The sequence below is a fragment of the Pseudomonas acericola (SeqCode) genome (assembly GCF_053456465.1).
This window is the reverse complement of sequence record NZ_JBRFJB010000012.1, coordinates 41,083-61,920: the sequence shown is the minus strand read 5'-3', so window position 1 is coordinate 61,920 and position 20,838 is coordinate 41,083. Positions and strand designations below refer to the sequence as shown.

The 20,838-nt window shown below is 62.3% G+C and carries 24 protein-coding genes; 8 read left to right on the top strand and 16 right to left on the bottom strand.

What is annotated here, in order from left to right; genetic code table 11:
• Window positions 1-13 precede the first annotated feature (13 nt).
• On the top strand, window positions 14-1,294 hold the full coding sequence (gene serS / locus ACU688_RS26895; protein ID WP_448187070.1) for a serine--tRNA ligase: 1,281 nt from the start codon (window positions 14-16) through the stop codon (window positions 1,292-1,294).
• Complete coding sequence (gene cysG / locus ACU688_RS26890) at window positions 1,295-2,689, top strand: siroheme synthase CysG (RefSeq protein WP_448187069.1); 1,395 nt, start codon at window positions 1,295-1,297, stop codon at window positions 2,687-2,689.
• Between the two features lie 112 nt (window positions 2,690-2,801).
• Here cysG and ACU688_RS26885 read toward each other — a convergent pair whose 3' ends face one another.
• The 6 genes from ACU688_RS26885 to tusD form a co-directional block, all read right to left on the bottom strand.
• On the bottom strand, window positions 2,802-3,797 hold the full coding sequence (locus tag ACU688_RS26885) for a glutathione S-transferase family protein (protein ID WP_448187068.1): 996 nt from the start codon (window positions 3,795-3,797) through the stop codon (window positions 2,802-2,804).
• A gap of 88 nt (window positions 3,798-3,885) precedes the next feature.
• The gene (locus ACU688_RS26880) at window positions 3,886-4,887 is read right to left on the bottom strand and encodes a glycosyl transferase family protein (RefSeq protein WP_448187067.1); all 1,002 of its coding nucleotides are present in this window, start codon (window positions 4,885-4,887) and stop codon (window positions 3,886-3,888) included.
• Window positions 4,884-5,219: a TusE/DsrC/DsvC family sulfur relay protein gene (locus ACU688_RS26875; RefSeq protein WP_448187066.1), complete on the bottom strand. Its 336-nt coding sequence runs from the start codon at window positions 5,217-5,219 to the stop codon at window positions 4,884-4,886. Before ACU688_RS26875 ends, ACU688_RS26880 begins: the two co-directional genes overlap by 4 nt.
• Window positions 5,216-5,494 carry a sulfurtransferase complex subunit TusB gene (tusB, locus tag ACU688_RS26870; RefSeq protein ID WP_185706677.1) on the bottom strand — a complete coding sequence of 93 codons (279 nt, stop codon included), beginning with the start codon at window positions 5,492-5,494 and terminating at the stop codon, window positions 5,216-5,218. Before tusB ends, ACU688_RS26875 begins: the two co-directional genes overlap by 4 nt.
• The gene (tusC, locus tag ACU688_RS26865) at window positions 5,494-5,844 is read right to left on the bottom strand and encodes a sulfurtransferase complex subunit TusC (RefSeq protein ID WP_105522787.1); all 351 of its coding nucleotides are present in this window, start codon (window positions 5,842-5,844) and stop codon (window positions 5,494-5,496) included. Before tusC ends, tusB begins: the two co-directional genes overlap by 1 nt.
• Window position 5,845: 1 nt before the next feature.
• Window positions 5,846-6,238, bottom strand: coding sequence for a sulfurtransferase complex subunit TusD (gene tusD / locus ACU688_RS26860; RefSeq protein ID WP_124527889.1), 393 nt, complete (start codon window positions 6,236-6,238; stop codon window positions 5,846-5,848).
• 157 nt (window positions 6,239-6,395) lie between these two features.
• On the opposite strand from tusD, the gene ACU688_RS26855 reads away from it, so the two are divergent.
• Window positions 6,396-7,577 carry a CaiB/BaiF CoA transferase family protein gene (locus ACU688_RS26855; protein ID WP_448187065.1) on the top strand — a complete coding sequence of 394 codons (1,182 nt, stop codon included), beginning with the start codon at window positions 6,396-6,398 and terminating at the stop codon, window positions 7,575-7,577.
• A 102-nt stretch (window positions 7,578-7,679) separates the two neighbouring features.
• Here the strand turns inward: ACU688_RS26855 and ACU688_RS26850 are convergent, their stop codons facing one another.
• Window positions 7,680-8,174: a SprT family zinc-dependent metalloprotease gene (locus tag ACU688_RS26850; protein WP_257783487.1), complete on the bottom strand. Its 495-nt coding sequence runs from the start codon at window positions 8,172-8,174 to the stop codon at window positions 7,680-7,682.
• A gap of 129 nt (window positions 8,175-8,303) precedes the next feature.
• Window positions 8,304-8,906, bottom strand: coding sequence for a Yip1 family protein (locus tag ACU688_RS26845; RefSeq protein WP_448187064.1), 603 nt, complete (start codon window positions 8,904-8,906; stop codon window positions 8,304-8,306).
• 373 nt (window positions 8,907-9,279) lie between these two features.
• On the opposite strand from ACU688_RS26845, the gene ttcA reads away from it, so the two are divergent.
• Together ttcA and ACU688_RS26835 are read left to right on the top strand one after the other, a co-directional pair.
• Entirely contained in the window at window positions 9,280-10,104 is an 825-nt protein-coding gene (ttcA, locus tag ACU688_RS26840) for a tRNA 2-thiocytidine(32) synthetase TtcA (RefSeq protein ID WP_124527892.1), read from the top strand.
• Between the two features lie 67 nt (window positions 10,105-10,171).
• Window positions 10,172-10,843 (top strand): DNA-3-methyladenine glycosylase I, encoded by a 672-nt coding sequence (locus tag ACU688_RS26835; RefSeq protein ID WP_448187063.1) that lies wholly within the window; start codon window positions 10,172-10,174, stop codon window positions 10,841-10,843.
• A gap of 105 nt (window positions 10,844-10,948) precedes the next feature.
• Here the strand turns inward: ACU688_RS26835 and ACU688_RS26830 are convergent, their stop codons facing one another.
• From ACU688_RS26830 to arsC, 3 genes are read right to left on the bottom strand one after another with little or no spacing between them, the layout of a single operon-like run.
• Window positions 10,949-11,368, bottom strand: coding sequence for a DUF2069 domain-containing protein (locus tag ACU688_RS26830; protein WP_207043849.1), 420 nt, complete (start codon window positions 11,366-11,368; stop codon window positions 10,949-10,951).
• Window positions 11,352-11,966: an NAD(P)H:quinone oxidoreductase gene (gene wrbA / locus ACU688_RS26825; RefSeq protein WP_448187062.1), complete on the bottom strand. Its 615-nt coding sequence runs from the start codon at window positions 11,964-11,966 to the stop codon at window positions 11,352-11,354. Before wrbA ends, ACU688_RS26830 begins: the two co-directional genes overlap by 17 nt.
• Window positions 11,963-12,316, bottom strand: a complete 354-nt coding sequence (gene arsC, locus ACU688_RS26820; RefSeq protein ID WP_448187061.1) for an arsenate reductase (glutaredoxin) — start codon at window positions 12,314-12,316, stop codon at window positions 11,963-11,965. The genes wrbA and arsC overlap by 4 nt, the downstream gene beginning before the upstream one ends.
• 115 nt (window positions 12,317-12,431) lie before the next feature.
• Here arsC and ACU688_RS26815 point away from each other — a divergent pair, with 115 nt between their 5' ends.
• The gene (locus ACU688_RS26815; RefSeq protein WP_305430268.1) at window positions 12,432-12,893 is read left to right on the top strand and encodes a TlpA disulfide reductase family protein; all 462 of its coding nucleotides are present in this window, start codon (window positions 12,432-12,434) and stop codon (window positions 12,891-12,893) included.
• Window positions 12,894-13,059: 166 nt separating this feature from the next.
• Here the strand turns inward: ACU688_RS26815 and ACU688_RS26810 are convergent, their stop codons facing one another.
• The 4 genes from ACU688_RS26810 to ACU688_RS26795 all read right to left on the bottom strand — a co-directional run bounded on the left by ACU688_RS26810 (window position 13,060) and on the right by ACU688_RS26795 (window position 17,932).
• Window positions 13,060-13,464: an META domain-containing protein gene (locus ACU688_RS26810; RefSeq protein ID WP_448187060.1), complete on the bottom strand. Its 405-nt coding sequence runs from the start codon at window positions 13,462-13,464 to the stop codon at window positions 13,060-13,062.
• The gene (locus ACU688_RS26805; RefSeq protein WP_017736039.1) at window positions 13,461-13,901 is read right to left on the bottom strand and encodes a hypothetical protein; all 441 of its coding nucleotides are present in this window, start codon (window positions 13,899-13,901) and stop codon (window positions 13,461-13,463) included. The genes ACU688_RS26810 and ACU688_RS26805 overlap by 4 nt, the downstream gene beginning before the upstream one ends.
• A gap of 71 nt (window positions 13,902-13,972) precedes the next feature.
• The gene (locus ACU688_RS26800; protein WP_448187059.1) at window positions 13,973-14,962 is read right to left on the bottom strand and encodes a 2-hydroxyacid dehydrogenase; all 990 of its coding nucleotides are present in this window, start codon (window positions 14,960-14,962) and stop codon (window positions 13,973-13,975) included.
• 216 nt (window positions 14,963-15,178) lie between these two features.
• Window positions 15,179-17,932 (bottom strand): response regulator, encoded by a 2,754-nt coding sequence (locus ACU688_RS26795; protein ID WP_448187058.1) that lies wholly within the window; start codon window positions 17,930-17,932, stop codon window positions 15,179-15,181.
• A gap of 205 nt (window positions 17,933-18,137) precedes the next feature.
• Here ACU688_RS26795 and ACU688_RS26790 point away from each other — a divergent pair, with 205 nt between their 5' ends.
• The gene (locus tag ACU688_RS26790; protein ID WP_448187057.1) at window positions 18,138-18,866 is read left to right on the top strand and encodes a response regulator transcription factor; all 729 of its coding nucleotides are present in this window, start codon (window positions 18,138-18,140) and stop codon (window positions 18,864-18,866) included.
• Window positions 18,853-20,223, top strand: coding sequence for a histidine kinase sensor domain-containing protein (locus ACU688_RS26785; protein WP_448187056.1), 1,371 nt, complete (start codon window positions 18,853-18,855; stop codon window positions 20,221-20,223). The genes ACU688_RS26790 and ACU688_RS26785 overlap by 14 nt, the downstream gene beginning before the upstream one ends.
• A gap of 3 nt (window positions 20,224-20,226) precedes the next feature.
• Here ACU688_RS26785 and ACU688_RS26780 read toward each other — a convergent pair whose 3' ends face one another.
• Window positions 20,227-20,742: a DUF2062 domain-containing protein gene (locus ACU688_RS26780; RefSeq protein WP_448187055.1), complete on the bottom strand. Its 516-nt coding sequence runs from the start codon at window positions 20,740-20,742 to the stop codon at window positions 20,227-20,229.
• Window positions 20,743-20,838: the final 96 nt, after the last annotated feature.

Genomic DNA, 20,838 nt, shown 5'->3' with positions numbered 1-20,838 from the left:
ACGAGAGACCGACATGCTCGATTCCAAACTGTTACGTAGCAACCTTCAGGACGTAGCGGACCGCCTGGCATCCCGTGGCTTTGCCCTGGATGTCGCGCGCATCGAAGCGCTGGAAGAACAGCGCAAGACCGTCCAGACCCGCACCGAAGCACTGCAGGCTGAGCGTAATGCCCGTTCCAAATCCATCGGTCAGGCCAAGCAGCGCGGTGAAGACATCGCGCCGTTGATGGCCGACGTCGAGCGCATGGGCACTGAGCTGTCCGACGGCAAGGTCGAGCTGGAAGGCATCCAATCCGAGCTGGATTCGATCCTGCTGGGCATTCCCAACATCCCGCACGAATCGGTGCCGGTCGGTGCCGACGAAGACGGTAACGTCGAAGTGCGCCGCTGGGGTACGCCAAAAGCCTTTGATTTCGCGGTCAAGGACCACGTTGCCCTGGGCGAATTGACCGGTGGCCTGGACTTCGAAACCGCCGCCAAGATGTCCGGCGCACGTTTCTCCCTGCTACGTGGCCCGGTGGCCCGCCTGCACCGCGCTCTGGCGCAGTTCATGATCAACCTACACACCGCCGAGCACGGCTACGAAGAAGCCTACACGCCGTACCTGGTACAGGCGCCGGCGCTGATGGGCACCAGCCAGCTGCCGAAATTTGAAGAAGACCTGTTCAAGATCAGCCGCGAAGGCGAAGCCGACCTGTACCTGATTCCGACGGCCGAAGTGTCGCTGACCAACATCGTCTCTGGCGAGATCCTCGACGCCAAAGAGCTGCCGCTGAAGTTCGTGGCTCACTCGCCATGCTTCCGCAGCGAAGCCGGCGCCTCGGGCCGCGACACGCGCGGCATGATCCGCCAGCACCAGTTCGACAAGGTCGAGATGGTGCAGATCGTCGAGCCGTCGACCTCCATGGAAGCCCTGGAAGGCCTGACCGCCAACGCCGAGCGCGTCCTGCAACTGCTGGAGCTGCCGTACCGCGTCCTCGCGCTGTGCACCGGCGACATGGGTTTCAGCGCCGTGAAGACCTACGACCTCGAAGTGTGGGTGCCAAGCCAGGACAAGTACCGCGAGATCTCGTCGTGCTCCAACTGCGGTGATTTCCAGGCCCGTCGCATGCAGGCGCGTTTCCGCAACCCGGAAACCGGCAAGCCGGAACTGGTACACACCCTCAACGGTTCGGGCCTGGCCGTAGGCCGTACCCTGGTCGCCGTGCTGGAAAACTATCAGCAGGCTGACGGTTCCATCCGTGTGCCGGAAGTGCTCAAGCCTTATATGGCGGGCGTTGAGGTCATCGGCTAAATGGAATTTCTGCCGCTGTTTCATAACCTGCGCGGCAGTCGTGTGTTGGTCGTCGGTGGCGGGGAGATTGCCTTGCGCAAATCCCGGCTGCTGGCCGACGCCGGTGCGTTGCTGCGGGTGGTTGCTCCCCAGATCGAAAGCCAGCTCAGCGAGTTGGTCCTGGGCAGTGGCGGGGAACTGATTTTGCGCGGTTATCAGGAGGCCGACCTCGACGGTTGCACCCTGATCATCGCCGCCACCGACGATGAAACGCTGAACGCGCAGGTGTCCAGCGATGCCAAGCGTCGGTGCGTGCCGGTCAATGTGGTGGACGCGCCGGCCTTGTGCAGCGTGATCTTCCCGGCGATTGTCGACCGTTCGCCGTTGGTGATTGCGGTGTCCAGCGGCGGCGATGCGCCGGTGCTGGCGCGGCTGATCCGCGCCAAGCTGGAAACCTGGATTCCGTCCACCTACGGCCAATTGGCCGGGTTGGCGGCGCGCTTTCGCGCCCAGGTGAAAGGCTTGTACCCGGACGTGCAGCAACGTCGCGCGTTCTGGGAAGAGGTGTTCCAGGGCCCGATTGCCGATCGCCAACTGGCCGGGCAGGGCGCCGAAGCCGAGCGTTTGCTGGTGGATAAAGTCAATGGCAAGGCGCCCCATGCGCCGGGTGAGGTTTACCTGGTGGGCGCCGGCCCCGGTGATCCGGACCTGCTGACCTTCCGCGCGCTGCGCCTGATGCAGCAAGCCGATGTGGTGCTTTACGACCGCCTCGTTGCGCCAGCGATTCTGGAACTGTGCCGCCGCGATGCCGAGCGCGTGTACGTCGGCAAGCGTCGCGCCGACCATGCCGTGCCGCAGGATCAGATCAACCAGCAACTGGTGGACCTGGCCAAGCAAGGCAAGCGCGTGCTGCGCCTTAAAGGTGGCGATCCGTTCATCTTTGGCCGTGGTGGCGAGGAGATCGAGGAACTGGCGGCCCATGGCATCCCGTTCCAGGTCGTACCGGGCATCACGGCGGCCAGTGGTTGCGCGGCGTACGCCGGGATACCGCTGACCCACCGCGACTATGCGCAATCGGTGCGTTTCATCACCGGGCATTTGAAGGACGGGACTTCGGACCTGCCCTGGCATGACCTGGTGGGACCGTCGCAAACCCTAGTGTTCTACATGGGCTTGATTGGCTTGCCGATCATCTGCGAACAGCTGATCCAGCATGGACGCGCAGCCGATACCCCGGCGGCGTTGATCCAGCAAGGCACCACGTCCAACCAGCGTGTGTTTACCGGCACCCTGGCCGACTTGCCGCGCATGGTGGCGGAGCATGAAGTGCATGCGCCGACACTGGTGATTGTGGGTGAGGTGGTGGTGTTGCGTGAAAAGCTCAAGTGGTTTGAAGGCGCGCAGTCTCAGGTATAAGGCTTACTCTTGTGGCGAGGGAGCTTGCTCCCGCTGGGCTGCGCAGCGGCCCCAAAATCTTGGGAGCGCTTCGCACTCCAGCGGGAGCAAGCTCCCTCGCCACAAGGTGTTTTCAGCTTAAGACGCCGCTGCCGGCCAGGCGCTGGCGATCATGGGCAGTATCAAAATCCTGCACCGGCCCCTTCGGCACAATCCCCGTCGGATTGATCGTGCGGTGGCTCGCATAGTAATGCCCCTTGATATGCGCGAAATCCACCGTCTCGGCCACCCCCGGCCACTGATACAACTCCCTCAGCCAATTCGACAGATTCGGATAATCCGCAATCCGCCGCAAATTGCATTTGAAGTGCCCGTAATACACCGCATCAAAACGGATCAGCGTCGTGAACAAACGCACATCCGCCTCGGTCAGGAACTCGCCGGCCAGATAGCGATGGTCGCTCAGGTGCTGCTCCAGATAATCCAGCTCGGCAAACACGTCATCAAACGCGCCTTCGTACGCTTGCTGTGAAGTGGCAAAGCCTGCGCGATATACGCCGTTGTTCACGGCCGGGTAAATACGCTCATTCAGTGCGTCGATGGTCGGGCGCAGCGCCTCGGGGTAGAAGTCCAGGGTGTTGCCGGTCAGCCCGTTGAACGCGCTGTTGAACATGCGGATGATTTCCGCCGACTCATTGCTGACGATGCGCTTGAGCTTCTTGTCCCACAGCACGGGCACTGTCACGCGGCCGGTGTAGTCGGCGGTGTCAGCGGTATAACGCTGGTGCATGAAGGCAAAGTCGTCGAGGGCGTCGCCGCTGGAGCCGTGGGCCTTGTCGAAAGTCCAGCCGTTTTCCAGCATCAGCCAACTGACCACAGACACATCGATCAGGCTTTCCAGGCCCTTGAGCTTGCGCATGATCAGCGTGCGATGGGCCCAGGGGCAGGCGAGGGATACATGCAAATGGTAGCGGCCGGCTTCGGCCTGGAAGCCACCTTCGCCGCTTGGGCCGGGCGCGCCGTCGGCGGTGACCCAGTGGCGGCGTTGCGCTTGTTCGCGCTGGAATGCGCCGTCCGCGCTACTTTCGTACCACTGGTCTTTCCAGTGTCCTTCGATCAGCAAACCCATGACTGGCTCCTCAGCTAATAAGCGTTGGAGCTCAGTCTAAAGGGATGGGTTCGATTTAAAAGCGCAAAGACTGCGGGTGAATGATCGATTAAATCGATTTATCCCGCGCGTCCCAGTATTGCTGGGCCAGGGCAAACGCCTGTTCCCGTGGGTGGCCGAGGCCGCGCAAGGCCAGGGCCATGGTGGCGATCAGCGCCAGTTGCGGGTAGCTGTCCTCTGCATCACCGCGCCATAGCGCTTTCAAATGCTCGGGTTCCAGCGTCGCCGGTTTGACGTGGCGTTGCGCGGAGAGGGCGGGCCACTCTTCGTCCCAGCTTTCGCCGCCGGTGGTGCCGTACAGGTGGCTGGCGGAGTCGGGGTTGATCTCGATCTCGCCGCCGTCACCCTTCACCACAATCACATTGTCGCCGAGCAGGCAGCTGCCATCGCGGTGCACACCCTGGTAACCGGGATGGAAAATGCTTTGCAGGCCCAGGCGGGCATGCAGCGGGTTGAGCAGGCGCGCGAGGGAGTGGATTGGCGAACGCAGGCCCAGGGTGTTGCGCAAATCGATCATGCGTTGCAGCTGCGGTGCCCAGTCGCCCAGCGGGATAAACGCGAGGTTGCCGTGTGCATAAGCGCTTTCGACCTGATGCCAATTGCGGCACAGCGGGATCTGCAAGGTTTCCAGCAGTTGCTCGGTGTACAACCGGCCTGCGGTGTGTGCGCCGCCGCCGTGCATAAGGATGCGCACGCCGTTTTGCGCCAGGCACTTGGCCGCCAGCAGATACCACGGCAGGTGGCGTTTTTTGCCGGCGTAGGTCGGCCAGTCGACATCAACATTCAACGCTGGAGCGTCGAGGCGTTCGCGCACGGCTTCGGTGAAGCCGGCGAGTTCTTCCGGGCTTTCTTCCTTGTGGCGCAGCAGCATCAGGAACGCGCCGAGCTGGGTGTCTTCGACCTTTTCGTCGAGCAGCATGCCCATGGCTTCACGGGCTTCCTCGCGGGTGAGGTTGCGCGCGCCGCGCTTGCCCTTGCCGAGGATGCGCACGAACTGCGCAAATGGGTGTTCGGCCGGGGTTTCGAGGGTCAGGGGAGCAAAGTCGGTCATAAGCAATTCGTCGGCCTGGGCAGGCCCGCCAGCTTGGCGGCGAGTTTGGCGGGAGTGCCGTTGAACAGTTTATTGAGGTGCAGGCTGTTGCCCTTTTCCGGGCCGAGTTTCAGCGCGGTGTACTTGATCAGCGGACGCGTGGCCGGGGATAGCTGGAATTCAGCGTAGAAACCGCGCAGCAGGTCGAGGATCTGCCAGTGGTCGGGCGTCAGCTCCAAGGCTTCGGCGGCGGCCAGGGCGTTGGCAACCTCGACGGACCAGTCATTCAAGTCGACGAGGTACCCGTCCTTGTCCAGCGCATAGGTGCGTTCGCCTACGGTCAGGGTGTTCATAACCAACTGTTGACCTTGTCGTAATCGAGGGACAGTTGCACAAAGCCGGGATAGTCCACGCTGTCGGCCCAGTCCGGTAAGGGCAGGTTGCGCGCTTGCATGTCTTCGGCCAGCACAAACACCTTCACGCCCTTGGTGTGTAGGGCGGGGGCGTGCAGCCCGTAGGCACCGTCGCCGCACAGCAGGATCGCGTCCTCGGCACCGCAGATGCGTAGGCAACTGTCGAGGCGGCTGTCGGAAAACGGTGAGTGAGACACCACATGTAAAGTCGACATCAGAGGGTAATCACCTGGTCGTAACGGTCAATCAATTGGGAAATAGCGTCGTTGCTCAACGGTTGCGCCTCGGTGGGGGGCGTCAAGCCACGCACGGCCATGCTGTGGCGGCAGACAAAGACATCGTCGATACCGAACAGCCCCAATGCCTGCAGGTTGGCACTCAGGTCCTTTTGTTGCACGGCCTTGGCGTTCTGGTGCGGTGCGAGCTGAAACACGCCGTCATCCATGAACAGCAAGCCAATCGGCAAATCAAAGGCACCACCGGCCAGCACGATATCCAGCGCTTCCCGCGCACTGGGGCCGGACCACGGCGCCTGGCGGCTGATCACCAATAAGGATTTGGACATGTCACGGCCCTCCAAAACAGATCAGGCGGTCGGCGGCCTGGACGGCATCGTGCAATTGCCCCAAGCCCGACAACGCCCAAGGGGCTTCAATATTCACGGCGCTGCGCTGATAACGCGTGGCTTCTTCCTGGTTGAGCACGCCACGGCGCAAGGCGGCGGCGATACACACCACGCCGTCGAGCTGGTGCAGGCTGACAAACTCACGCCATTGGCGCGCGATGTCTTGCTCATCCTGGGGCGCGACAATGTTGTTGGACGCGCTGTACACGCCATCCTGATAGAAAAACAGTCGCACAATCTCGTGCCCGCCGGCCAGTGCCGCTTGGGCAAACAGCAGGGCGCGGCGCGAGGAGGGCGCGTGGGCGGCGGAAAACACGGCAATCGCAAACTTCATGGAACACTCTGCAAGCAAACGTGGGCCAATGATAAAGCCGTCGCCAGGAAAAAGCCCGCCGTGATCAAAACGGTCACTCTCGCTGATCGTTCTGACGATTGCCCGTAGGACCAAGGCTGCCTAGTCTGTGGGCAATCGAAACGGAATTGGAGTGCCCATGTCAGGTCCCTTGGCGTCCCTCAAAGTGCTGGATTTCTCCACCTTGCTGCCTGGCCCGTTTGCGTCCTTGATGCTCGCCGACATGGGCGCCGAGGTCTTGCGCATCGAATCGCCCACGCGCATGGACTTGCTGCGGGTGTTGCCGCCCCATGACCGGGGCACGTCGGCGAGCCATGCCTACCTCAATCGCAACAAGCGCAGCCTGGCGCTGGACCTCAAGCAGGTCGAGGCGTTGGAGATCGTGCGCGCGTTGGTCAAGGAGTACGACATTGTCCTCGAGCAGTTTCGCCCGGGGGTGATGGAGCGGCTGGGCCTGGGTTATGAGACGTTGAAGGCGATCAACCCAAGGCTGATTTATGTGTCGATCACCGGCTATGGGCAGACCGGCCCCTACAAGGACCGCGCCGGGCACGACATCAACTACCTGGCGTTGGCCGGCGTGGCCAGCTACACCGGGCGCGAGGACAGCGGGCCGTTGCCCCTGGGTGTGCAATTGGCGGATGTGGGCGGTGGCTCGTTGCATGCGGTGGTGGGGCTGCTGGCGGCGGTGATTGCCCGGCAGCACAGGGGCGTCGGCCAATACCTGGATGTGAGCATGACCGACTGCTCGTTCAGCCTGAACGCCATGGCCGCTGCGGGTTACCTGGCGTGCGGGGTGGAGCCTGGGAGGGAGAGCCATGTGCTGAACGGCGGCAGTTTTTATGACTATTACCGCACGCGGGATGGGCGGTGGATGTCCGTCGGCAGCCTGGAGCCGGCGTTTATGCAGCAACTGTGCGAAACGCTGGGGCGGCCTGAGTTGGCGGCGCAAGGGTTGTCACCCAAGCCCGAGCAGCAAAAGGCCCTGAAACAGGCGTTGCAGGTCGAGTTTGAGAAACGCAGTTTCGACGAGCTTTGCGCGTTGTTCGCCGAAGTGGATGCGTGCGTCGAACCGGTGCTGAGTTTGAGTGAGGCGGTTGAGCATCCCCAGTTGAAGGCGCGGGCGTTGGTCAGCCAGGTGCCAAGGGGCGATGGTTCGAGCCAGGCGCAACTGGCGTGTCCGTTGAAGTTCTCGCAGGGTTTGCCGGCGCCTCGGCATATTGGGGTGGCGGTGGGGGCGCACAGTGATGAGGTGTTGGCGGAGTTGGGGTTCAGTGCTCAGCGGATCGAGGATTTGCGGCTGGCGAGGATTGTTGGTTGACTGATCCGGCGCCTTCGCGGGCAAGCCCGCTCCCACATTGGATCGGTGATCGACATGACAACGCGGTCGAATGTGGGAGCTGGCTTGCCTGCGATGAGGCCCTCACTCCACCCGAGTCTCCCCAGTGAACACCAAGGTCTGCCGACACCGCCGACACAAATACCGCCGCCCCTGTGCCACCAACCCATGGCGCTGCGACGAAAACGGAAAGTCACTGTCCGCACACGGGCAACGGTAGATATACCGCATCACCTGGCGCCGTTTCACCGCATAGGTATGGCAACGGTCTGGCGGCAGTTCGTAGACCCCGCGCATGATCAATTGCCATTCCTCGCCATGGGGCTGGATGCGCTCGCCAAACAGTTGGTGGGCAATCAAATGCGCCACTTCATGGGCCACGGTCTGTTTCAGGAAGTGCTGGCTGTTTTCGCGGTACAGCTGGGGGTTGAAGCGCAGCAGGTTCTCGTGCAAATGCGCGACACCGGCCTTCTGGCCCCGCAGCTTGAGGCTGACCTGGGGGCGTTTGAAACTTCGTTTGAAAAAGGATTCGGCTTGTTGGAAACAATCTTCGACGCGGGTGTTGAGCTGCTCGGGCATGCTGTATCTATCTCCAGAGACGCCCAGTATGCCGCAAAGACGGGTGTTTCCGAATCTGTCAGGCGCCGAATGGTCGCACATAACGCACAAAGCCACCTTGCGGTGGCCTTGCTCATGGTTTGAAAGTGCTCAACTGGTGTAGATCGGCCCTACGCCCAGGCCCCAGACAATCACGGTAAACGCCATGATTGCCACCAGCACGACCAGCCCTACGGCCAGCACTGAACTGGAAAACAGGAAACCCTCGTCCGGGTCGATGTTCATGAAGGTCGGCAGCCCCACATACAGCAGGTACACCGTGTAGCAAATCGCCGCCGTGCCTACGACCATGCCCAGCCACATATGTGGATACAGCGCCGCCAGCCCGCCGATAAACAACGGTGTTGCCGTGTAGGTAGCAAACGCCACACAGCGCGGCATGCTGGGGTTGGCGTCGTAGGTGCGGGCCATCCAGTGGATGAACGCGCCCATCACTGCCACGCCGCCGAGCATGGCGGCGTAGGACATCAGGGTCATCCACAAGGCGCTTTCCTGGGTCAGCATCACCGGCGAGCGGTTGCCGATGACCCAGCCGACCTGGGTGGTGCCGATAAAGGCTGATACGGCGGGGATCGCCGCAAGAATCAGCGTATGAGTGAGGTACATGTGGCCGATGCTTTCTTCTTTATCGCCACGGATTTCCCGCCATTCCTGGTCGGGATGGGTAAATAGCCCCACGACGTGATGGATCATGCCAGTCACTCCTGTCGTTATTACCATCGCCCCCCAGCGGAGCGCCCACGGGCCAATTGGCCTGAAAGGTCCCGGATATCTGTGCGACCTCAAGTCGCAGTATAGGAAGGGATGACCGGAATAACTGTAGGGCCTTTAGAGCAAATTGCGCTGTAAACGCTGGGGTTAATCGCGCTGAGGTCTGTCGAGAGCGCCACGGTCGATGTGGGAGCTGGCTTGCCTGCGATAGCGGTCTATCACTAGCCGATGTGCTGGCTGACCCACCCCCATCGCAGGCAAGCCAGCTCCCACATTGGATCAGCGTCGCCCATTGAAGTATTTTTGCGTAAAATACCGCGCTTTTCGTCACACACCTTTTGCGGATCCAAGCGCCATGGGCACTCTTACGGTCAACCAGAACAAACTGCAAAAACGCCTGCGTCGCCTGGCCGGTGAAGCGGTCGCCGATTTCAACATGATCGAGGACGGCGACAAGGTCATGGTCTGCCTCTCCGGCGGCAAAGACAGCTACACCCTGCTCGACGTGCTGCTGCACCTGCAAAAGGTCGCGCCGATCACGTTCCAGATCGTCGCCGTCAATATGGACCAGAAACAACCGGGTTTCCCCGAGCACGTGCTGCCGGCCTACCTCAAAGAGCTGGGCGTCGAGTACCACATCGTCGAGAAAGACACCTATTCGGTGGTCAAGGAACTGATCCCGGAAGGCAAGACCACCTGCTCGCTGTGCTCGCGCCTGCGCCGTGGCACGCTCTACACCTTTGCCGATGAAATCGGCGCAACCAAGATGGCCCTGGGTCATCACCGCGATGACATCGTCGAAACCTTCTTCCTCAATATGTTCTTCAACGGCTCGCTCAAGGCCATGCCGCCCAAGCTGCGCGCCGATGACGGGCGCAACGTGGTGATCCGCCCGCTGGCGTATTGCAACGAGAAGGACATCCAGGCTTACTCCGACTTCAAGCAATTTCCGATCATCCCGTGCAACCTGTGTGGCTCCCAGGAAAACCTGCAGCGCCAGGTGGTCAAGGAGATGCTGCTGGACTGGGAGCGCAAGACCCCTGGCCGCACCGAGAGTATCTTCCGCAGCCTGCAGAACGTGCAGCCGTCGCAATTGGCGGACCGCAACCTGTTTGACTTCACCAGCCTCAAGATCGATGAGAGCGCCGCATCGCGCTTCGTCAATGTAGTGAACCTCTAAGGTTCTTCAACGCTCTGAAAGACGGCGCTCATGGGCGCCGTTTTCATTTGAATCCCCAGGAGAGGGCATGCGCGATTACAAGTGGCTGCACGAATATTGTCTGAACCGTTTCGGTTCTGCCGCCGAGTTGGAAGCCCATCTGCCGGTGCCCAACACCCCGGCGCAATTGCGCAAGATCAGCGATGACCGTTACCTGTCGACCCTGGCCCTGCGGGTGTTCCGAGCGGGCTTGAAGCACAGCGTGGTAGACGCCAAGTGGCCGGCATTCGAGAAAGTGTTCTTCGGCTTCGACCCGGAAAAAGTCGTGCTGATGGGCGCCGAGCACCTGGAGCGGTTGATGCAGGACACCAGCATCATCCGCCACCTGGGCAAGCTCAAGAGCGTGCCGCGCAATGCACAGATGATCCTGGATATCGCCGAGGAACACGGCAGCTTTGGCGCGTTTATCGCCGACTGGCCGGTGACCGACATCGTTGGGCTCTGGAAGTACCTGAGCAAGCACGGCCACCAATTAGGCGGGCTGTCGGCGCCGCGCTTCTTGCGCATGGTCGGCAAGGATACGTTTGTGCCCAGTTATGACGTGGTGGCGGCGCTGAATGCGCAGAAGATCGTCGACAAGGTGCCGACCAGCCTGCGGGATCTGGCGACGGTGCAGGGGGCGTTCAACCAGTGGCATGCCGAGAGTGGGCGGCCGATGTGCCAGCTGTCGATGATGCTGGCCTATACCGTCAATCATTGAGATTGAGGTGATGCCATCGCAGGCAAGCCAGCTCCCACATTTGACCGCGTTTCAACTTTGGAATGCAGTCAACTGTGGGAGCTGGCTTGCCTGCGATAGCGGACTTCATGCCGACACAGGTTCTACAGCCAGCCGCCGATTGAGCTGATGCCGCCACCGCACATACAACAACGCCGTACAAAACACCGCCAAACTCGCCACCATCTCCAGCACCCCGAACCATTGCCGGTTCGGGTCATACGCCGCCAGCGCGCCCTTGATGAAATACAGGTTCACCGCAAAGCACATCCACGAATGCCCGCGCGCGCTGCCCAGCAGCATCCCCGGCGCGAGCAACAGCAGCGGCACCAGTTCGATCAGCAGGATCACCCACGGCCGTGCGCCGTGCAGGTCGGCGACGAACAGGTAATACCCGCACAGCAAACCCACCAGGCCAAAAAACGCCAGCAGGCTCAATGCCCGTGCGACCTTGACCCGTGGCTCCAGCCACGCCTGGGGCGGCAGGACTTTAGGCTTTTTGGCCACGACCGGCCTCCAGCAGCGTCGCGGTGTTCGCCAGGCGCAGGCCGAGGGCGCGGCACAGGGCGATTTCATGTTGATCGAGCAGGCGCTTGCCGTCCGGGCCGGCGTGGTGGCTGGCGCCGTAGGGGGTGCCGCCGCCTTGGGTGTCGAGCAGCGCCTGTTCGCTGTAGGGCAAACCGGTGATCAACATGCCGTGGTGCAGCAACGGCAGCAGCATCGACATCAACGTGGTTTCCTGGCCGCCGTGCAGGCTGGCGGTTGAGGTGAACACCCCGGCCGGCTTGCCGACGAGGGCGCCGGTCAGCCACAGGTTGCTGGTGCCGTCGATAAAGTACTTGAGCGGCGCGGCCATGTTGCCGAAACGCGTCGGACTGCCCAGGGCCAGGCCCGAGCAGTGCTTCAGATCATCGAGGCTGGCATACAGCGCGCCTTCGTCGGGGATGCTCGGCGCCACGGCTTCGCACTCGGTGGAGATCGCCGGCACTGTGCGCAGGCGCGCTTCCATGCCGCCTTGCTCGATGCCCCGGGCGATCTGCCGGGCCATTTCGCTGACCGAGCCATTTCGGCTGTAATACAACACCAGCACATACGGTGTAGTCACGGCAGGATCTCCAGCACGTTTTCGGGCGGACGGCCAATAATGGCCTTGTCGGCGGTTTCGAGGATTGGGCGTTCCATCAACTTGGGGTGCGCGGCGATCGCGGCGATCAGTTGCGCTTCGCTCAGGCTGGCGTCGGCGAGGTTGAGGGCTTTGTATTCGTCTTCACCGGTGCGCAGCAGTTGGCGCGCGCTGAGGCCCAGCTTGGCGAGCAGGGCCTTGAGTTGCGCGGCGTCCAGCGGCGTTTCCAGGTAGCGCACCACGGTCGGGGTGAGGCCACGGGCTTCGAGCAGTTCCAGCGCACCGCGGGATTTCGAGCAGCGCGGGTTGTGATAAAGCGTCAGATCGGTCATGTGCGGGTCGCATCTTGCGTAAGGTGGCGGGTATTCTACCCGCGTGGCGTCCCGTCCTTAAACCGTAAGAGGCGATAGGTCGCAGCCAACGTTCATTTTTGCGAAGGATTACCCCATGACAAATCGACTGATCGGTGCATTGGCGATCATCACAACCCTGCTGCTCAGCGGCTGCGGCAACGATTACGGCGTTGACCAATACGGCCAGAAAGTCGCGGCCGAGCGCCTGGACAAACAATGGGTGGTGGTCAACTACTGGGCCGAATGGTGTGGCCCGTGCCGCACGGAAATCCCCGAGCTGAACGCGCTGGCGGACCAGTTGAAAGGGCAGAACGTCGGGGTGTTCGGGGTCAACTTCGACAATGTGCAGGGTGAAGAATTGAAGGCCGCCAGCGAGAAGCTGGGGATCAAGTTCACCGTGCTGGCGCAGAACCCGGAGGGGATCTTTGATATTCCGCGCAGTGAAGCGTTGCCGGTGACCTACATCATTGATGACAAGGGCAAGGTGCGCGAGCAAATGATGGGTGAGCAGACGGCGGAAGGGGTGATCGCGAAACTGAAGGCGCTACGCGGTTAAAGCACCAACACAAACCAATGTGGGAGCTGGCTTGTGTGGGAGCTGGCTTGCCTGCGATGACATCGCCGCGGTGTACCTGATACACCGCGCTGCCTGTATCGCAGGCAAGCCAGCTCCCACACAAGCCAGCTCCCACAGAAAAGCCAGCCAGCAACATCAGGTTGGATTAGCCTTCTTCCAGCCACAAGCGAATCGGCTTGCCCTCGGCCGGCCAGAACCGTGTCTGCTCGATCGGTGAAATATCCCAGCGCTGCACGCCTTGCAGGGCCTGGAAGAAGCGGTGCTCCTGCTCCATCAAAGCCTCGGCGCACATTTTGCGGGTGCTGCCGATCTGGCCGAAGCTGAGCTTTTTACCCTCTACGGTGTACGGCGCAAACCAATGGTTGCAACCGCCATTGCCGTAGGCGCGACCATCCGCACCGAGGGTGACGGTCAGGTGCGCGTAGTCCATCAGCGGCCGCTCACCAATCCACTCCACCACGTAGCTGTGATCCTGCTTGAGCTTGACCGCATCCCCGGCGCAGCCCGTCAAGGCCGCCCCGATGGCGGCGAGCAGAAGCGGGCCTTTCATTGCGCGGCCTGCTGGCATTTCGGGCAGCGGTGCTTGTTGCCTTCGCTGGCCCAGCCCAACTCCTTGATCCGCGCGTTCGCAGCCGGTTGCAGCGGCTCTTTGCTCAGCTTGGTTTCGACGGCGAATTCAAACTCCAGCACGCTGTCGCAGCTGTCGCAGTTGACCTTCCAGGTGTGAATCTCCAACTCGCCGAATTTCGGCCCCTGGGCCATGGCGACCCATTGGCCCGCCGGGCGGATGGAATAGCGCGCGTCGCCTTCGACGGTCAGTCGCATCGACAGGGTTTTACTGCCGCGCAGGGTGACGATCAACACGTCGCCGTGCTTGATCGCGCCACCGTTGCCGGTGACCTGGTAACGGCCCGGCACCAGGGCGCGGCATTCGATCAGGGTGTGTTGCGGGCTCAGCAAGCTGAAGCGGAAATCGTGTTCGGCCATGGATCCTCCAAATAGGCGCGGCATCCTATCACGGGTGCCGGCCCATCATGGGCCTGGTATGTGACCGCTGATCATCCCTCGACCAGGTTTTGTGTGCGGCCTTCGGCCCAGGCGGCAATGTTGGCCAGGGTGGTGCCGGCGATGGCGCCCAGGGCTTCGCGGGTCAGGAACGCCTGGTGCGCGGTGATGATCACGTTGGGGAAGGTCAACAGGCGCGCCAGCACGTCGTCTTGCAGGGGCAGGTCCGAGCGGTCCTCGAAGAACAATTGGGCTTCTTCCTCGTACACATCCAGCCCCAAGTAGCCGAGTTGGCCGTCCTTGAGCGCTTCGATCAGTGCCGGCGTATCCACCAGGCCACCCCGTCCGGTATTGATCAGCATCGCGCCGGGTTGCATATGCGCCAGGGAGCTTGCGTTGATCAGGTGTTTGCTGTCGGCGGTGAGCGGGCAATGCAGGCTGATGATCTGCGCTTGCGCCAGCAGCTCGGGCAGGCTCACGTAGCGCGCACCGAGAGCCAGCACCTGGGGGTTGGGGAACGGGTCGTAGGCGAGCAACTGGCAGCCGAAGCCCGCCATGATCTTGGCGAACGTCGCGCCGATCTGCCCGGTGCCGACCACGCCGACGGTCTTGCCCACGAGGTCGAAGCCGGTGAGGCCGTGCAGGCTGAAATCGCCATCGCGGGTACGGTTGTAGGCGCGGTGCAGGCGGCGGTTGAGTGCGAGGATCAGCGCCACCGCATGCTCGGCGACGGCGTGCGGCGAATAGGCGGGGACGCGCACGATGGTCAGGCCCAAGCGCTTGGCGGCGGCCAGGTCTACGTGGTTGTAGCCGGCCGAGCGCAGGGCGATCAGGCGCGTGCCGCCTTTGGCCAGGTGTTCCAGCACCGGGGCGCTGAGGTCATCGTTGATAAACGGGCACACCACTTCGTGGTGTTCGGCCAGGGCCACGGTGTCGAGGTTGAGGCGGGCGGGTTGAAATTGCAGCTCCAGGCCGGGCGGTAGAGGCTCGCCGAGGAAACTGTCGCGGTCGTAGGTTTGGCTGCTGAAAAGAATCACGCGCATAAAAAATGCTCCCTGCGATTAACTATCTGAAAATACATGACCCCATGGCAGGGGCTTGCCCTAATGCCAGTCAGACCGGGTAAACACTGCACCTGTGGCGAGGGAGCTTGCTCCCGCTGGAGTGCGCAGCGCTCCCAGGCTTTTTGGGGCCGCTTCGCAGCCCAGCGGGAGCAAGCTCCCTCGCCACAGGTTCAGTGTCAGCTCGGTGGGCCGGGCTCACGCACTGACCCGCGCCTCACTGGCCAACCGAGCAATGGCCATGTCCAGTTCATCCAGCGCACTCATGGCTTTGGCATCGTCCTGCTTGAGCAGGGTCTCCGCGCGCTGGCAGGCGGCGCGCAGTTGCGGCACGCCACAATAGCGAGTGGCGCCGTGCAGGCGGTGGACGCGTTCGATCAGGGCGTGGTGGTCATTGGCTTCGCGGGCGAGGGTGATGGCCAGGCGGTCGGCTTCCAGCGAGGCCAGCAACATGGCCAGCATGTCGGCAGCCAGGTCGGTCTTGCCGGCGGCCAGGCGCAGGCCTTCTTCGTGGTCCAGCACCAGCAGGCGCACGGCCGGGGCCAGGCCGTCGGTGGCGCGCTCCGGCGCCTGGTTGCGCAGGGCCAGGCCGGTCCATTTGAGCACCACCTGGGCCAGTTGCCGCTCGCTGATGGGCTTGGTCAAGTAGTCATCCATGCCGCTTTGCAGCAGGGCGCGTTTTTCGTTGGCCATGGCGTGGGCGGTGAGGGCGACGACTGGCAACGGCGTACCGTGGCGTTCGCTTTCCCACTGGCGGATCGCTTCGGTGCTCTGGCGACCGTCCATGCCGGGCATTTGCACGTCCATCAACACCAGGTCGAAGGTTTCCTGCTTGACCGCGTCGATGGCGGCGAAACCGCTTTCGACCGCCTGCACCTTGGCGCCCATGTCTTCCAAAAGGGTTTGCACCAGCAGCAGGTTGGCCGGGTTGTCGTCCACGCACAGCACCCGTGGCGCACGGCTGGACAACGGCTCGCCGGGCTCGCTGCGCGAGGGGCGCGGGCTGATCAGGTCGGCCAGGGCGCGGCGCAGCTTGCGCGTGCAGGCCGGCTTGGCCTGCAACTGGCTGTTGGGGTTGGGCACCGATTGGGTGAACAGCATCTGTTCGGTGGTCGGGCACAGCACGAGCACCTTGCAGCCCAGGTGTTCGAGGTCCCACAGGTGCTGGTTGAGACGCTCCGGGGGAATGTCGTTGGCGGTGATGCCAAGCACCGCGAGGTCGATGGCCTGTTCGGTCTGGTGCGCGCTGGTAATGCCATTGGTCAGGCTTTCCAGGCTGTTGAACGGGGTGACTTCCAGGCCGCAGTCTTCCAGCTGGTGTTGCAGGGCCTGACGCGCCAGTTCGTGGTTCTCCAGCACGGCCACGCGCCGCCCCAGCAGCGGCGCAGACGGCAGGTCGTCAAGGTCGTCGCGGGTCTTGGGTAGGTTTAGGCTGATCCAGAATTCCGAACCTTCGCCCGGCGTGCTGTCGACGCCGATCTCACCACCCATCTGTTCGATCAAACGCTTGGAAATCACCAGGCCTAGGCCGGTGCCACCAGGCTGGCGCGACAGCGAGTTGTCGGCCTGGCTGAACGCCTGGAACAGCGCGCGCACATCCTGGCTGGACAGGCCGATGCCCGTGTCCTGCACGCTGATGCGCAACTGCACGCTGTCTTCCTGCTCGTCCTCGATCATCGCGCGGGCGACGATGGTGCCTTCGCGGGTGAACTTGATCGCGTTGCTGATCAGGTTGGTCAGGATCTGCTTGAGGCGCAGCGGGTCACCCACCAGTGCCAGCGGCGTGTCGCGGTAGACCAGGCTGACCAGTTCCAGCTGCTTGGCGTGGGCGGCAGGGGCGAGGATGGTCAGGGTGTCTTGCAGCAAGTCGCGCAGGTTGAAGGGCACGCTGTCGAGGACCAGCTTGCCGGCCTCGATCTTCGAAAAATCGAGGATCTCGTTGATGATGCCCAGCAGGTTGTCGGCGGACTTTTCGATGGTGCTCAGATAATCCAACTGGCGCGGCGACAGCTCGCTTTTTTGCAGCAGATGGGTAAAGCCGAGGATGCCGTTGAGTGGGGTGCGGATCTCATGGCTCATATTGGCCAGGAACTCCGACTTGATGCGGCTGGCCTCCAGGGCCTCCTTGCGCGCCAGGTCCAGCTCGATGTTCTGGATCTCGATGGTTTCCAGGTTCTGGCGCACGTCTTCGGTGGCCTGATCGATGCTGTGTTGCAACTCTTCCTGGGCGTTTTGCAGGGTTTCGGCCATGCGGTTGATGCCCGAGGCGAGCTGGTCCAATTCCTGGCTGCCGAGCGGCGGCAGGCGGGTTTCCAGGTTGCCGTCCTTGAGCTGGGCCACGGCTTGCTTGATCAGGCCAATCGGCGAAGTGATCGTGCGGCTGATGCGCAGGGCCAGGGTGGCCGTGCCGATCAGGCCGATGGCGATCAGCAGCAGGCTGGCAAACAGGCTGCGATAGCCGCGCAGCAACATGCCGTTGTGGGACAGTTCGACTTCGACCCAGCCCAACAGGCGGTCGGCTTCGTCGGGGATCAGTTCGCCCGCGAGGTTGCGATGGCGGCCAAACACCGGCAACAGGTAGCGGGTGGCGTCGTTGCCGGTGCGTTGCAGCAGATGGGAACTGTTGCCGGCAGGGGGCTGGTTGAGCATGGTCGGGCCGGCGTGGGCCAGGGGCGTGCGGTCGGGGCCGAGGAACGACACGGCGCGTACGTCCGGCTGCTCCAGGGACTGGGTGGCGATGCGCTCCAGCAGGTCGGCGTTCTTCGCGCTCAAGGCCGGTGCCACCAGCGGTGCCAGTTGCTCGGCGATCATCTCGCCGCGTTGCAGCAATTGGCTCTGTAATTCCGACAGTTGCATCCAGGTGAAGTAGCCCCCCAACAACAGGGCCATCAGGCTGGTCGGTAATAAGGTCAGCAACAGTACGCGGCCTTTTATCCCCATTCTTCTAAGCACGCCACTCTCCTGCTACCACACTGATATCAATGAACCACGCAAGCATCCGGGCCGCGCCACCTGCGCAGTGTAGCCATTTGCGCGCGGTGGAATCTTGCAAATTAATGACATGTGGCAATCTTCGGGCCATTGGCGGCCGGATGGCGATTGCCTGTGGCGGGTTAATCTTGAATAATCAGTCATTGAGAATGACTTGCAGACGCTAATGAATCCCGCAGTAGTTGGCCTACCCAGTATCCTGACCATCGAAGATGACCCCGTGCTGGGCGCCTATGTCCACGAGCATCTGGGGCGTTGCGGCTTCCAGGTCACCTGGTGTCAGAACGGCCAGCAAGGCCTGCAGATGGCCCGCGACCAGGCGTTCGATGTGGTGTTGATGGATATCTTGCTGCCGGGGATGGATGGCTTGTCGATTCTTACGCATTTGCGCGAGAGCCATTCGATCCCGGTCATCCTGATGTCGGCCCTGGGGGCCGAAGCCGACCGGATCAGCGGTTTTCGCCTGGGTGCCGACGACTACCTGCCCAAGCCGTTCAGCATGATCGAATTGCGCGTGCGCATCGAAGCCATCCTGCGCCGCGTCGCCCTCGACCGGCGCCCGTTGCCGAGCCTTGCGCCATTGCGTGACGACCTGCGCCCCCTGCGTTTTGACGATGAGCTGTGTGATGTGTTCTACCAGGAACAGTGGGCCGGGCTGACCCGCAGCGAATATCGCTTGCTGGAAACCCTGCACCGCAATGGCGAAGAAGTCCTCAGCAAAGCCTTCCTCTATCAACATGTGTTGCAGCGCGGTTATGCACCCCACGACCGCAGCTTGGACATGCACATCAGCCAGATCCGCCGCAAGCTCAAGGCCGTCGGCTACAGCGAACGGGAAGTGCGCACGGTGTGGGGCAAGGGCTACGTGTTGAGCGGTGCCGATGAGGTTCTTTGAGCGCGCGTTGCCGCGGCTGCCGGGCAAGCACTCGTTATTCTGGAAGCTGGCGTGCCTGTTGATCGCCTTCTGTTTGCTGATGATCTGGCTCAGTTGGTCCTGGGGCCGGTACATGGAGCAGAAGAACCAGTATCTCTCCGATGAGGCGCGGATCACCTTGAGTGGTTACGCCGTGAGTGCCGAGCAGGCCTGGAATCGCGGCGGCCATGCCGGTGTCGACGCCTGGCTGCAAGCGATGGGCAAGCGTGAACGCACCTGGATCGGCGTGATTGGCAATGACCTGCAATCGTTGAGCAGCTACCCACTGACCGACAAGGAAAGCCAGCGCCTGACCTCTCTGCGCGGGCTCGACTGGCCCGTCAGCCGGCACGTGCAGGGTTTGCCGTGGTTGAAAATCCCCTTTCCGGTGGACCCGTCGGCGGGCTCCCTGGTGATCGAGTTGCCACAACGCTTCATGCCGGGGCGCTATCAGTTGTTCTGGCGCGTGGTGACCAACGGCGTGATTCCGGGCCTGTTTACCTTGTTGCTGTGCATTGGCTTGTATCGCTTGTTGATCATGCCCCTCAATCAACTGCGCGAGCAGGCCAACGCCTGGCGTGCCGATCAGTTGAATACGCGGCTGTCCCACGCGGCCATCAGCCGCCAGGATGAGTTGGGTGAGTTGGGGCGCGCGTTTGACCATATGTCCGAGCGCCTGCAAGGCACGGTGGTGTTGCAGCAGCAGTTGCTGCGGGACATGTCCCACGAGTTGCGTACGCCCTTGAGCCGCTTGCGGGTGGCCTGTGACAGTGAGCAGGACCTGACGCAACTGCGTGAACGCTTGGGTCGGGAGATCGACGCCATGCAACGCCTGGTGGAAGACAGCCTGCAGCTCGCCTGGCTGGACACCGAACGCGCGCCGCTGCCCCAGGAGGACATCCAGTTGCAGGCGTTGTGGGACATGTTGCGGGAGAACGCGTGTTTCGAAAGCGATTGGCCGGCATCGCGCCTGCCGTGCCTGTTGGAGGCTGATTGCTGGGTGCGTGGCAACCTCAACGCATTGGCCCAGGCCCTGGAAAACATTGTGCGTAACGCCATCCGCCATTCTCCTGCCGACGGTGTGGTCAGCCTGGATGGGCGGCGAGAAGGCGATTACTGGCACCTGTGGCTGGAGGATCAGGGGGGCGGGATCGCCGAGCAGGACCTGGAGCGGATCTTTGCACCGTTCACCCGCCTGGACGGCTCGCGCCCCGGCGACGGCGGTTTTGGCCTCGGCTTGAGCATCGCGCGCAATGCCGTGCAACGCCAGGAAGGCAGCCTGTGGGCGCAAAACACCGGGCTTGGCCTGCGGGTGCACCTGCGCTTGCGGGCGCGCTAGGTCTCAAGCGCGCCGTTGTTTGCGTTTCTTCCATTGGTGGGCCACCCACCAGCGCCAGTACAGCATGGTCAGGCAATAGGCCAGGGCGCCCAACACCAACCCCAGCACCACTGAACCCAGCAGGAACGGCTGCCACAAGGTGCTCAGTTGGCCGCTGATCCACTCCCAGGTCAGGTCATCCGGCAGGCTGCGCGGCGGCACATTCATCAGCCAGGCGCCGGTCAGGTACGTGCAGAAGAACACCACCGGCATGGTGATCGGGTTGGTCAGCCACACCAGGCTGACGGCGATAGGCATATTGCCGCGCACCGTGATGGATAGCACGGCCGCCAACAGCATCTGCAAGGGGATTGGGATAAATGCCGCGAACAAACCTACGGCCATGGCCCGCGCCACCGAGTGTCGATTCAGGTGCCAGAGGTTGGGGTCGTGCAGCAGGGTGCCGAGGAATCGTAAGGACTTATGTTCCCTGATACTGGTCGGGTCAGGCATGTAGCGTTTGAATAAGCGCCGGGGCATAAGGGGTCCAGGTCAGTTCGAGGGGCAAGTATGCCCGCATTCTATAAACAGAAAATTCAGACTTTGTGACAAAACATCATAGGCCGCGCTGGGCGT